Genomic DNA, 12796 nt, shown 5'->3' with positions numbered 1-12796 from the left:
ATTAAATGAATAAAAAACTGTTCTTTTTACTTTCAACGTTGGTAATTATTGGTTTGGTTTACAATAACTATCCAGAAAAAGAACTTTCTACTGGTTCTAAAATAGACTCATTGGTAGTTTTAAAATCGAAAAAACGAATGCTCGTATATCAAGAAGGCAGGTTATTAAAAACATATAAAATTTCTTTGGGAGATAATCCGGTAGGACATAAAGAATTTGAAGGAGATGAAAAAACACCAGAAGGTATTTACGCCATAAATGATAAAAACCCAAATAGTGAATATTACAAGAATTTAGGTGTTTCTTATCCTAATAAACTAGATTTACAGCACGCAAAAACAATTGGTAAACCCGCCGGAGGCGATATTAAAATACATGGATTAAAAAATGGAATTGGATTTATCGGCAAATTTCAACGATGGGTTAATTGGACAAATGGTTGCATAGCTTTAACAAATAAAGAGGTTGAAGAACTTTATACTGCCGTTAAAATCGGCGCAAAAATCAATATCAAACCTTAAAATATGAAGACAAAAATTATTACACTACTGGCATTTGCCGTATTACTTGTTAGTTGCGGACCAACAATTTCTGGTAAAGACGAAAATTCTTTCAAAACATCTAAAGCTAAGATGGAAGAGAAACTGGATGACGCTGACAAAAAGAAATTAGAAATAGCACTTCGCGTTATTTTAGTAAAAGCGATGAAAGAAAAGTTTAATCTGCCAGACGATCCGAAATACAAAGGAAAATCATTTGATGAAATCTCTTTAGCAATGATTGATGGAAAAACTTTTAACGGCATTGTGAGTTATGCAGAAGATTTTCTTCAGAAAGATAGGGATGATAATATTAAAAAGAACCAATTGGAAATTGATAGTTTGATAGCAAAAAAGGCAGAGATAGAAGTACAAAACAAAGAAATAGACAATTTTAAGCTCACTAAAATTAGCATAAGCGAAGATTCTTTCTTTGATGAAAAACAACCTTATTTAGATTTAGAGTTCGTTAACAAACTAAATGCTGAAGTTTTTAAATACATGATACAAATTGATATTCACTCTAAAAAAACAGGCGAACTTGTTGCCTCACAGCAACAAGGGAATGGATTTTCAGAGGATGATAGTTTTAAGGATGGTGAAGGAATTGCAGCTAATGAAACCTATAACTATCATCAGCCATTACTTAGCGAAGCCGTTAGCCACAGCAACTTATGGAAAACTGCAAAATATCCTATAACAGATTTTAGCGCACACGACTTGGTTATTACAGCTTTTCCGGTGTCTATTACTACAAAAACGAAGAAAATGGTAAGAGCCAAAAATTTGAAATCGATGGATAAGGAAATAGAAATGCTCAAAAAAGAGATAATCGGCTTAAAGGAAACTAGAGGCACCTTAGACGAACTTGAGCTAACCAAGTAATACACTAAATCAAAATTATGTTCAAATCGGCATTAATAATATCGATATGTTTTTTGTTTTTGCAAAGCGTAGCGCAAACGGCTCCTAATGCTTACAAAGGTAATGTAGCGAACAAAAGCAAACCTACTACGAGCGGAAAGATTTTTAATCAACCCAAGGCCGTTGGAGATTGGCAATATATCTATCCATTTGCAGACAAAAGCTATGTTTTAGCTTTGCAATACAATATTAATACACCAGATAGTTCGCCAATTGCAAATAATACTTACATCTATTTTGGCAAAATAGACACAAAGAGCGACCAGGTTTTTTGGAAGGAACATGTTTATATGCATGTGGTAAAAGAAAATGTTAAGTACGAAGATTATAGTAACGATGGGCTAAAAGACTTAATGCTTTTTCAGACAACTGGAAGTAGGGGCAGTAACGAATTATATAGCCTGTATTTACTAAATTCGAAGAACAAAACGCTTACTAAGGTTCAAGGCTTTGATGAAATCACCAATCCAAGTTATAATAAAAAACATAAAGTGATTGTTGGTTATGGGTATTCCGGTAGCAACAATTATTCTATTTATCGCATAAAAAACAATAAGGTTTATCAAATAGGCGAATCTTTTGAAGACGATGAAAACCTAGACTTAGATTTGAAAATTTCTAAAATTTTACAAGCCAATCGAAAATAGCGTAATTCCGTTTTTCCTGCCTATCCTTATCAGCTTCGCTTATTAATCTACACTTTGATGCTTTTAATTCCTCAATTTTATTAAGGTAAAGACGAATAATAGTTTAAAATAGGCAGAATACTTGGTTTTTCGGACGAATAATAAGCTAGCCAAATTGGTATTGGTTTATTTTTTAGTTTAGATATATAAATCCAATCCTATGAAAACGAAAATTAAAAATGTTGGCTTGTTTTTGCTATTTGCAACATTTGCCACAAACTCATTTGCGCAGGACCAAGGCCAGCACAACCCAAGAGATGGTTTTAATTTAGGCGTTAGTGCCGGAACTTGGTTTCCAACGGGCAATAATAAAGTATTAGGTAATCCAATAATTGGCGGTTTAATATTAGATTTAAAAAGTAATAAAACCTCCGTTAGTTTGGTTTTTGATATGATTTTTAATGTTGCTAAAACAGATACTTTATTTATTAAACATAATGATGAAATCGTAAAACGCACTAATTATTTTGCCGGTCAGCTAGGTTTTGATGTAGATTATGAGCTTTACGAAAAAAACAATTTTGTATTACAAGCTGGTTCTGGTATTGGTTATGGAAATATTTCTTATTACAACCCGAATAAAGATGTTAACGTAGACAAAGGCTCACTTTTTGTTAGTCCGGGCGTAAGCATGAAATACTACGTAGGGCAACGCTCTCATTTCAAATTTCGCTTGCAATACTATGTTGCCAACTATAAACTAAAAGACAATGTTAGCACAAACTTTAAAGGCAATTACATTACAACCAAACTGATATATGCTTGGTAAAAAGATTTTAAATTTAGCCTTGTTGGCTTATATTTTGGTTTTTGTTGCTTGTAACAATGAACCTAAAAAAGAACAGCCTGTATTGGCCGATACAATTGCCCCGGCAGTAGCGGTAAAAGTACCGCAGGTTGTAACTAAAGATTCTATTACTAATGCAATAACAGTTGAAGAAGAAGAGGAAGAAGAATTGGTGTTGACAGATAGTATAAATTTCGCGAAATACGCAGTAGAAGAAGTTTCTAAAGTAAAAAAAGCACCTATAGATTTTTCGAGCTATCCAGAAGCCAGGAGTTTTAGAACAAGAATAACGGAAGGCTACAACGAGATGGAGGTCAACTTCGCCGGTCATTATGTGGCAACTTATTTTGGTTGCGGGGCTAGTTGTATTATGGGTTTTATGGTTGATGTAAACGACGGAAAAATTTATGATTTGCCATTAGGTGAAGGTAAAATGTGTTTTTGGGCGTTAGACAGAGCGGTGCATTTAGCATCAAGTAATTTGTTTATTTCTTCCGTTTGTAAAGAGAACGAGAATGATAAGGAGGTGTTCTACATAGCTTCCTTATGGGACGATGAAGCAAAGGAGTTTAAGGATATTGATAAAAAAGAATTTCTAGTGAGCAAAAATTAAAATAGATGACACCAATACTGATCCTCATAATTCTAATTCCGATTTTAGGTTTTTTTGTGTTTAAAAATATGCGAGCTAAGGTTAGCACCGAAACCAAAATTGCCGAGTACATGGTGTTGGTACTGTTTTTCTTTGCTATTAGTGCATTTTGTGTAGGCTGGACGTTTAGCAGTGCAGATTACTATACGGCAATTGATATTGTGGATGGTGGTTATACACCATTCGCATCTAAGCATTTGCTTACGTTAATTATGTTCTTTGCTTTTTCAATAACTTCAATATTACTGCTTTGGTTAAAAGGCAATCTGCTACCTCCGATAATTTTGGTGTTGGCAATGGTTTTCGCAATAATCGGCATTTTTATCAGCGTTGCTGTAATAGTTCAACTGGGGTCAAGTAAAGAATATGGCAATGTTAGCGGTTTTATGTTTCCGTTACCAGTAGTTTATATCTTTTTGGCTTTCTGTTTACTTTTTAAAGTGTTACGCAACGAGAGTAAATTATCATCAACCAAAACCTATAAAAATAAAACGCTAAATAAACTGAATACGTTAATGGCAAATACTAACAAGCAACCTTTGTTTGTGTTGTTATTGCTCATTCCGGTTTTTGTTTGCATAATGGCAATTTTGGTTTTATTAGGGCAAGACTATAATTCGATTACGAAAGTTTTTACCGAAACTACAACCTGGCGTTTTTCGCAAAAAACACACCCCCCAATTTTAGATCATCGAGGACATTACTTGTGCACTGTAGCCGTTTGTGGCGACCCAGAAATTGTTAAACCTTTGCGACTAGGAATTAGACACGGAAACGAAATAGTGGTAAACAGACAGTTGTTAATCGCCAATGCGTTCGAAGAATTAGTGCAGGATATTTCTCCGCGTTTACACAAAATAATAAGGAACATTTACGATAAATACGGTTATCCACTTTCGCGAAAAATTACCACCACGCAAAACTCAAATCTTGTTTATCGACTGATGAAACCTTTGGAGTATTTGTTTTTAGCTGTTTTGTATTTGTGTTGTAGCAAGCCCGAAGAAAAAATTAACAAACAATATGCAATTTAGAATAACTGCATTTTTCTTGCTATTTACTTTTAACTGTTTTGGGCAAGATGTGAAACCTGGAAAAATGGAGATAAAAACATCTAACATAATTGCAGAACCTTTCGGTTTGATAAAACAACGTAAGCCGATTGGCGCTTTTATGCCAGAGTTTAACGTAGAATCAGATTTATTAATTGCCAAGATAGGCAATGAGCAATACACCATTAAACCCGCTGATTTAGCATTATTAATTATCGATGTAAGTTGGATGAGCAGTATTCCACGTTGGAATGCCTATATCAGTTATTACAGAAATGGGAGAGCAGTGTATACCAACGCTCAATATGTATTGGATATAGATATTAAAAACCTCGACCAGAAAATTTTTAGAAAGATTAAATATAATAAAGAAGTAATTGATGATGAAGCAAAATATTTAGCGAAACAAAAAGAACTCGAAAAATTTAGCGAAAAGCGATGGTCTGACCGGAGAGTTTATTTTATTGAACACAATACAAATAACTATTTCCTGTATTTTATAGCACATATACCTTTAAACCTCGCAGAGCTAACTGCCTTTCAATCGAAATTAAAAGGTTACAAGCCTGCTGATTATTACGGCGCTAACGGAAAAGAGAAATTCGAAAATGACACCAAAAGCAGAACCATAGAATATAATAGATGCGAATATTATTTTGCAAGTGCTGACGAAAATGAGCGGGTTTTTGGAGGTTACAATGCTAATAATGAGCGCCAGTTTTTGGCTCCGGTAAAAGTTTATTGTCGGTTAACCATAGATGATTGTCGAGCGAAATTTGATGCTAAGGCCATGCAGTTATTTTACGGCAAACCCATTGATGTTTACAAAGGAGCAGAGCAAAAAAATGAAGCCTATATTTTAGAATGGTTCGATTATTAAAAAAGCAAATAGAAGATTTACCTCGATATGAAAAATTTAAATAAACTACCCTTTACCGTGTTATTTATGTTGTGCTCATTATCAATCTACGCCCAATTACCTGAAGAAATTCAGTGGAAGCACTTAGCTAAAACCTATAATGCCGACAGTAGCGAACTTGTGCTGAGTTTAAACGGAAAAAACCTGCAGGGAAAATATAAAATCCCCTTGGATGAAAAGAGCTTTGCCCTTTACAACATAAAAAATGGTGTAATAACTGGCGAAGCTTTTTGGTACAGTAACGGCGGAACGTTGGAATGCAAGCTAAACTATAAAAACGGCGTTCGCAACGGGTTAAAAGAAAATTTTGATAATAGCGGAAAAGTCTGGTTAGGGCAAAACTATAAAGACGGCAAACAGAACGGCTTTAGCGAAATGTACAATAGCGACAAAATTGTGAGCAAAGCTGAGTATAAAGCTGGTAAGAAACATGGCTTATCAACTTCTTACAGTAATGGCAATATTGTAACGGAAACGTACTATGAAAATGATTTAAGAAATGGTCCCTCTAGAAATTATGGACCAGATGGTAAACTCACAGTCGAAATTAATTACAAAAATGATAAAAGAAATGGTATTTACCGTGTGTATAACAGTGGCGATTTAATTACTGAAACAAATTATACAGATGATTTGCAAAATGGATTATCTACAACTTATAACAATGGTAAAAAAAATATGGATTCCAATTTTGAAAATGGGAGAAGGCATGGCGCATCTCACATGTACAAACCAGATGGCACTGTATTATTCGAAAGTTTTTATTGGCAAGGAGAAAAAGTAAGCAAAGCTGATTTTGAAAAGTACTGGCAGGAATCTACAAAAAAGAAAAAATAGCGATGAAAAAGACACTAGCGTTTTTAGTTATGGCGTTTTCTTTTTTTGAGTTAAAAGCTCAGGAAGCGAAAATTATTTCCATCATAAACTTTACCGGTACAATAGATAAGTATCCGATAGAGATGAAATTGGAAATAACACAGCAAAGTGATAGTGTTTCTGGCGAATACTATTACCCTAAAAATGGCAATTTAAATAAGATACAGCTTGAAGGAAAGCTAAAAGAAGGTGTTTTAAATTTGCAAGAACGTGCTTATAATACTACAAAACGTAAATATGAAACTACGGGTAGTTTTAAATTAAATTATGTGGATCAAACTTCATTAAATGGAAGCTGGCAAAAAGCCGGAAAAACAGATTCCTATTTAACCACTAAATTAATTGCTAAAGAAAATCTAAAAGCATTTAATCCTTCAAATTATGTTTTCCAGTACACCAGAAATAGGGTTAAATTAGATTACATTCCGTCAGATGCACAATACTATTTTGACTTAATTTCTCTTAAGGTTTTTGTTAATAAAAGCATGCGTTGGGCTTTTACGGAGTTTGAAGAGGTATTTACAAAAGAAACCGAGATTATACTCCAGGATTTGAATTTTGATGGTTACCTAGATTTTAAGGTGCCTATTTATTATCCCGGTTTGGCGAAAGGAGATTATTCTTATTTGTATTTTATTTACTATCCCGAAAAGCGTGGCTTTATTCAAAATAAACAGTTGAACGAAATGGGAGTGGTGTTTTTCGATGCAGTAAAAAGGGAAGCTGAAACCGTAGATGCAGATGGAAGTGGCAATGAAGGAACAAAGACCTTTCGGTGGCAAGCTGGAAAATTATTCTTAGTGAAGGAAGAACGTATCTATGAAAATGATGCCTATACACATTTTACCTACTATAAGATTGAAAACGGGAAATCCATTTTGGTGAAAAAGGAGAAGAAAAAATAATCCAGCCAAACCGCATTATTAGCTTGGCAAAGTTTATGCTATGTTAAAATCTAGTTATTGGATTGTTGTTTAAAACTTAAATAAGTTAATTTGTTAATAATTTAATATACAATGCGCTCTATATTATTATTTTTAATTGTGCTCGTTGGCTGTAATTATGCTAATGAGAAAAAAACTGTCGAAACAGTTTCTGATACAACCGCTGCAAAAAATAGCTATAACATTGAGGCTGATCGTAGCGATTCGCTGAAGCTTGCCGTAAAGAAAAAAGCTAAACAAATAGAGCCTTTAAAAGAAGAGCCAATTAGCGAAGACTTTATACAAAAAGCTGTTATAAGCAGAAGCGATAGTGCTGTAAACGTCTATCAAAATATAAGAGCCGATTACAGAATTTTTGGCTACAAATCTCCTGATACAAATTCTAGAAAACTACTGCTTTTTTCAGTTTTTACCAATGATGTTCAAGGAAATCCGCATAATTGCGCTTATGGGTCTTACTATTACTCTGGAGCTATGGATGACATGCGCTTAAAGTTTGTTAAGAAAGTTGGTGATTTTGTAGAAGTAGCTTTGCTTAAAGACAATCAGCCAGTAACTCAAATGTTTTTACACCATAAATGGGTAGAGTTTGATGATTAATTATTATTCCGATGAAAACTAATATCCCACTATCGTTAATCCTATTAATTTTTTTTGGTTTGATATTACCTAAAAAATCAATAGCAAATTATGTAGCTGTTGCACCAGAAACAACGAATTATGTTGGTGATATCAATAAAAATCTGAAAGTAGTTTTTAGCCTAACTCGAAATGACAATAAAATTAAAGGTTACTATTTTTATGATAAAATTGGTGTAAACATTCCTTTAAACGGTGAGATTGTTAATGGTAATATCATTTTACGAGAAATAAGCGAACAAAATAAAGTTGTAGCAAAGCTAATGCTTAAAGTTGCGGGTCATAAACTAATCGGCAGTTGGCATAACTTGAGTAATAATAAGTTGCTGTCCGTTAATTTAGAACAAACTAACAAATCTATACCACAGTTACCAGCTACAGTTTTGGGTGATTATGTAGTTAAAGATGGCGAAGGATGTAAAATTTCGCTAAGTATTACAAAAAGTAATTCGGGTTATCACTATTACTACAATAGCGGCGAACGAAAAATAAAAGGTGCTGTTACTTTTGGACGTAGTTTAATAGATAATTTAGTTTACATTAACCTAAACGGGATAACTTGGGCAGAAGATAGTGGTGATGTTGCTAAGATGGATGACCAGGAACAAACTTCTAGTGAGTATAGTGAGTTGCCAACTGTTGTGCAAGGCTTGTTAACTGATAAAGAAATCGTAATACAGAATACTGGTAACGCGATGAATTATTATGTAAAGCTTGGCGACTGCGACTTAAAGTATATCCACCTTACAAAGTGGAAATAGACATTAAAATAAAATGCTTGGCCTTACTTTGTGCAACGCCAAGCTTTACTATTAATTAAGTTTAGGGTTGGCGTCATTCGGAAAAATGGTTTTTTCCTTTTGATTTTTCCATGCATCAGACAGTTCATTGTTAGCATGTACCTCAGTTACCTTTTTCCGTTTTTTTTCCGGCCCTAAAAGACTGTCTGCATTGTTTTTAGCATGTGCTCTCACATCTTCAATCAAATCTCCAATTGGCAAATCATTTTCAAGTTTCTCAACTTTTTTGCCTAAGAAGTCTGTTATTTTTTTGCGATAGGATTTACCTTTTTTGGTTGCGAAGAGTGCGCCAAGAGCTAAGCCAACTGCAACTCCGCCAATAATGGCAACTGTTGCCATATTGTTTGTTCTCTGCAAATGCAAAGTGTTTTTTATTAAACGTTTGTAATTCATAAGTTAATGTATTGGTTCATAACTAACTTTATGTTGTTACAAATTGTTTTACTTTTCGTTAAACAGTAACGCCATTAGCATTTCCTTTCTAGAGGATGAGACCTCTAATTCATCTCCTCCCAACATTTCGAGTGTACCTCCGTCTCCTTTGCGGTATTTAACCACATAGTTTAAGTTAACTATTACAGACCTGTTAATACGCAAAAAGTAGGCTTCATCCAATATGTTTTCATATTCTTTAAGTGTTTTAGAAACGATTATTTTCTTTTTGTCATTTAAATAAAACGTACTGTAATTACTCATTGCCTCAATTTTAACAATACTAGTCTTATCTACGAAATAAACACCTTCTGCGGTAGAAAGCGCCAACCGATGTTTGTTCGGTTTTAATTCTGTTATGTTCTTTTTTCGCTCTGCAACTCGTTTCTGTAGTCTGTAAATAGCGGTATGCAACTCATCTTCGTCAATCGGTTTTACCAAATAATCTACAGCGCTTAACCTTAATGCTTCTAGGGTATAAGTGTCGTATGCGGTAGTAAAAATAACTTCGAAGCTAAATGAGCCCAATTTTTCCAAAAATTGGAAGCCGTTTAGCCCAGGCATTTCAACATCTAAAAACAGGACATCAGGATTGATTTCTACAATCTTCGACAGTGCCTTATATGGGTCGTTAAAAATTGCTTCTACTTGCAACTTATCATCAAACATTGCTAGTTTCCTGTTTAGAAGGTTGCTTCCTCGAGCTTCGTCGTCTAATATGATTGCTTTAAGCATGTGTGCTCTTATTAGTATTAGGTTATAGTAAGTTAGCCATTTTATATACTAAAATGAGTAATAATTATTGATTTAAAAATTAGCTTGAGTGAAAGCCTGTGTTTAATGAGTAAGGACCGAAATTGAATGAGTATGAATAATTTATTTCTCATTTATTTTTGGTTTTATTGGTTCGTTCGTGACTAGTGCTACATATCGTCAAACAAAAAATGGTATAGTCTGTTCTAATTATTATGCGCTTAACAGTCTATTATCAATTAATTAAATAAAAATTTATGGTAAATCAGAATGCTAAAGAAAATTACGAACATACGCTATTAGGGCAATCGCCAGTGAATCAGTTAGAATGGGGCGAGCACAACAAAGAATTATCCGATTTAAACTTTATAGATAGAAAGCAACACGATAATGTTTCTGTTGATTTGAGTAAAGAAGAGTCTGGCAGAAATAGAAAAGGAGTAAAGGAAGGTGAAAATAGCTTAAGCGAATAGGTTCAACTGCACAAAAAAATCGAGGATTCTAGCAAAGATTCCTCGATTTTTGTGTTTTTATAAATAAACCAATTCTTATTGTTTATTCCTGTTGCTTATTTTAGCTTCATCGTGGCCTTGATTGGCCTTTGGAACTAATAACGCACTATCAATTTTCATCAACTGTTTTAAATGATCATTAAGTTTCGGCAAGGCAGATTTAGCATAGACAGAGATATCTTTATCGCCAGTGCGACTTCCTTGGGCATAAAAGCCAATGGCTTTTTTTTGCTCGTCTAACATAAGTTTTACAAAATACTCGTTTCTTGCTTCTTCTTCCAACTCGTCCATTTTTTTAATCGATGCCATTTGGCTTTCTGGTAATAATTTGGGTAAAATATAACCTTTCTCGTTAGCTATTCTGGCTAACTGCTCCATAGTGTTCGGATAATCTTCGTTAACCAACTTTATATAGATTTTAATAGCGTCTTCGGCTAAAGAAATATTTATCTTTTTACTACTTTCCGATTTTTTAATGGCGTCGTAAGTAGCGTCTTGTAAGAACATAATTTCAGTAGTATCTAATTTGGCAGCATTTTCATTCTTCTGTATAACAGTGTCTGCGGTTTTAAACGTTGTGTCGCTAACTGTTTCAGTTTTTTTATCTTTTTCGTTATTTCCGCAAGCAGAAAAAAGCAAAGTGGCAACGGCAATTAGTGGTAATGTTAAGTTTTTCATAAGCTAATGTGATGTTTTAATACCAACATATCTGAAAGTGTTATGTTTAATAATTTTTTCTTAAATTTATAGGAGGTCAGGAAACATTTAATGCAGTTGCGGGTTGTTATAGGTACAAATGGGCGTATTAAAAACAAGTAATATGGTTAAGATGGATTATTTATGCGATATTTTCGATAATCAATTGCCTTTGCTATACACACTTATGCAAGGCGATGTCTCGGAGATGTTTTATGTTTGCGTAGGCGATAAATGGGTTGGTACCATAAATAAGGTTACTAACGGTTGGGAACAAATTAACGGAAGTAAAATGCCCGCCGAATTTGTTGACAGGATAGGTAATTTTATCGAATGCCAGTTTTCAAAAACAACTGGTTAGCCTTAAATTCCTTAATTAGAAAACAACAATTATCATTTAGGTGTTGCTTTAGTATAACATAAATAGAATGGAAGAACTAATTGCAACATTAAAAGAAAAATATGCTATGCAAGTTACAAGCATAGATCAGGTAAGTAAATCTGAAATCAATGTAACCGCTAAATCGGATACAAATCCAGAGGAATTAGCTCAAAATCTTAAAAATCACTTTGTGGAGTTAGCTGATGAACTAACCATTGCAAAAATTAATGTTTTTGATGCAACTAACAATTTAATCGAATCTTTCGCAAGTAATCAATAACTATAATCCTGGGAGTTTAATTTCTGATTTTTTGAGGTCTTCTACAATCATTTCTTGTATTGCAAGTTTGGTATCTTGAAAACCATGCGCATTAACCCAAACGTTTATACCTAATTTATAACCATCATTTTCTATCGATACAACGCCAATCCTTCGTTCGGGACTGGATAGGATATTTGTACACTTATCAATAGCGGCATTAATTATTTTCCTTACCGTGCCAATATCTACCGCATTTGTAAATTTTATTTCTATATCCAATCGTCTTGTTCCTTCTCTGCTAATGTTAATTATTACCTCATTGCTTAGCTTGCTATTGGGAACGATAACAGATCTGTTATCGAAAGTGGTAACCAAGGTATGAAATATTCTGATTGAGGTTACTGTTCCTTCTAAGCCCTGGGTAATAATATTATCTCCCACAGAAAACGGTTTAACCAAAAGAATGATAATACCACTTGCGAAGTTTTGTAAGGTGCCAGAAAGTGCCAAGCCTGCTGCCACGCCAAAGGCGCCTACTAGGGCAGTAAATAAGGTCATTTCCATTCCGAGTATTTGCATTACCGCCAGTATTAAAAGTATTCTCAATACTACACCAAGCAAGCTTATTAAAAACGGTTTCGCAGTTGCATCTACATTTCTTTTGTGCATGCGGCCACTTATCCATTTTGTAATAACTTTAACAATCCACAAACCCAAAAAAAGTACTATTAATCCTAAAAGTAGTCGTGGCCCAAAAATTATTATCCAATCGAAAACACGAGTATAAAATTTTTCTAAATCCATCTTATACTAACAACAAACCAAAAGCTGAGTTTTATTGATGTCGAATTTTATAGCATTATTTTCTTTAAATCGTTGCTTCATAAATATTTATAAAAAAGTAAAACCTTTTGTTCTAAAAAAACATTTAGTAAGTAATC

18 protein-coding genes are annotated in these 12796 nt (G+C 33.8%); 14 read left to right on the top strand and 4 right to left on the bottom strand.

Annotation, left to right across the window (positions count from 1 at the left end; genetic code table 11):
* The first annotated feature begins 5 nt into the window (after window positions 1-5).
* The 11 genes from DUT69_RS12220 (at window position 6) to DUT69_RS12170 (ending at window position 8779) form a co-directional block, all read left to right on the top strand.
* A complete protein-coding gene (locus tag DUT69_RS12220; RefSeq protein ID WP_113653542.1) occupies window positions 6-521 on the top strand; it encodes a L,D-transpeptidase family protein in 516 nt (171 codons plus the stop codon).
* A gap of 3 nt (window positions 522-524) precedes the next feature.
* The gene (locus DUT69_RS12215) at window positions 525-1424 is read left to right on the top strand and encodes a hypothetical protein (RefSeq protein ID WP_113653541.1); all 900 of its coding nucleotides are present in this window, start codon (window positions 525-527) and stop codon (window positions 1422-1424) included.
* 17 nt (window positions 1425-1441) lie between these two features.
* Window positions 1442-2110: an XAC2610-related protein gene (locus tag DUT69_RS12210; protein WP_162796304.1), complete on the top strand. Its 669-nt coding sequence runs from the start codon at window positions 1442-1444 to the stop codon at window positions 2108-2110.
* Window positions 2111-2309: 199 nt separating this feature from the next.
* Window positions 2310-2918, top strand: coding sequence for a hypothetical protein (locus DUT69_RS12205; RefSeq protein ID WP_113653539.1), 609 nt, complete (start codon window positions 2310-2312; stop codon window positions 2916-2918).
* Window positions 2908-3549 carry a hypothetical protein gene (locus DUT69_RS12200; RefSeq protein WP_113653538.1) on the top strand — a complete coding sequence of 214 codons (642 nt, stop codon included), beginning with the start codon at window positions 2908-2910 and terminating at the stop codon, window positions 3547-3549. The genes DUT69_RS12205 and DUT69_RS12200 overlap by 11 nt, the downstream gene beginning before the upstream one ends.
* Window positions 3550-3554: 5 nt before the next feature.
* Window positions 3555-4622, top strand: coding sequence for a DUF6688 domain-containing protein (locus tag DUT69_RS12195; RefSeq protein WP_113653537.1), 1068 nt, complete (start codon window positions 3555-3557; stop codon window positions 4620-4622).
* Window positions 4612-5520: a hypothetical protein gene (locus DUT69_RS12190; protein WP_113653536.1), complete on the top strand. Its 909-nt coding sequence runs from the start codon at window positions 4612-4614 to the stop codon at window positions 5518-5520. Before DUT69_RS12195 ends, DUT69_RS12190 begins: the two co-directional genes overlap by 11 nt.
* Before the next feature lie 27 nt (window positions 5521-5547).
* Complete coding sequence (locus DUT69_RS12185) at window positions 5548-6396, top strand: toxin-antitoxin system YwqK family antitoxin (RefSeq protein WP_240186717.1); 849 nt, start codon at window positions 5548-5550, stop codon at window positions 6394-6396.
* Window positions 6397-6398: 2 nt separating this feature from the next.
* Window positions 6399-7340, top strand: a complete 942-nt coding sequence (locus DUT69_RS12180) for an XAC2610-related protein (protein ID WP_113653535.1) — start codon at window positions 6399-6401, stop codon at window positions 7338-7340.
* Between the two features lie 111 nt (window positions 7341-7451).
* The gene (locus DUT69_RS12175) at window positions 7452-7979 is read left to right on the top strand and encodes a hypothetical protein (protein WP_113653534.1); all 528 of its coding nucleotides are present in this window, start codon (window positions 7452-7454) and stop codon (window positions 7977-7979) included.
* Window positions 7980-7990: 11 nt separating this feature from the next.
* Window positions 7991-8779, top strand: a complete 789-nt coding sequence (locus DUT69_RS12170) for a hypothetical protein (protein ID WP_113653533.1) — start codon at window positions 7991-7993, stop codon at window positions 8777-8779.
* A 51-nt stretch (window positions 8780-8830) separates the two neighbouring features.
* Here DUT69_RS12170 and DUT69_RS12165 read toward each other — a convergent pair whose 3' ends face one another.
* Both DUT69_RS12165 and DUT69_RS12160 read right to left on the bottom strand, forming a co-directional pair.
* Window positions 8831-9211: a YtxH domain-containing protein gene (locus DUT69_RS12165; protein WP_113653532.1), complete on the bottom strand. Its 381-nt coding sequence runs from the start codon at window positions 9209-9211 to the stop codon at window positions 8831-8833.
* A 48-nt stretch (window positions 9212-9259) separates the two neighbouring features.
* Window positions 9260-9985, bottom strand: a complete 726-nt coding sequence (locus DUT69_RS12160) for a LytR/AlgR family response regulator transcription factor (RefSeq protein WP_113653531.1) — start codon at window positions 9983-9985, stop codon at window positions 9260-9262.
* Window positions 9986-10260: 275 nt separating this feature from the next.
* Here DUT69_RS12160 and DUT69_RS12155 point away from each other — a divergent pair, with 275 nt between their 5' ends.
* Window positions 10261-10476, top strand: a complete 216-nt coding sequence (locus tag DUT69_RS12155; RefSeq protein ID WP_113653530.1) for a hypothetical protein — start codon at window positions 10261-10263, stop codon at window positions 10474-10476.
* A 75-nt stretch (window positions 10477-10551) separates the two neighbouring features.
* Here DUT69_RS12155 and DUT69_RS12150 read toward each other — a convergent pair whose 3' ends face one another.
* Entirely contained in the window at window positions 10552-11193 is a 642-nt protein-coding gene (locus DUT69_RS12150) for a DUF4142 domain-containing protein (RefSeq protein ID WP_113653529.1), read from the bottom strand.
* Between the two features lie 118 nt (window positions 11194-11311).
* On the opposite strand from DUT69_RS12150, the gene DUT69_RS12145 reads away from it, so the two are divergent.
* The gene (locus tag DUT69_RS12145) at window positions 11312-11572 is read left to right on the top strand and encodes a hypothetical protein (RefSeq protein ID WP_113653528.1); all 261 of its coding nucleotides are present in this window, start codon (window positions 11312-11314) and stop codon (window positions 11570-11572) included.
* Between the two features lie 67 nt (window positions 11573-11639).
* Window positions 11640-11873 (top strand): hypothetical protein, encoded by a 234-nt coding sequence (locus DUT69_RS12140; RefSeq protein WP_113653527.1) that lies wholly within the window; start codon window positions 11640-11642, stop codon window positions 11871-11873.
* Here DUT69_RS12140 and DUT69_RS12135 read toward each other — a convergent pair whose 3' ends face one another.
* Window positions 11874-12659, bottom strand: coding sequence for a mechanosensitive ion channel family protein (locus DUT69_RS12135; protein ID WP_113653526.1), 786 nt, complete (start codon window positions 12657-12659; stop codon window positions 11874-11876). It abuts the gene before it with no gap.
* Window positions 12660-12796: the final 137 nt, after the last annotated feature.

The organism is Pedobacter namyangjuensis, from assembly GCF_003313325.1.
Lineage (GTDB): Bacteria > Bacteroidota > Bacteroidia > Sphingobacteriales > Sphingobacteriaceae > Pedobacter > Pedobacter namyangjuensis.
This window is presented reverse-complemented; position numbering and strand designations above follow the sequence as displayed.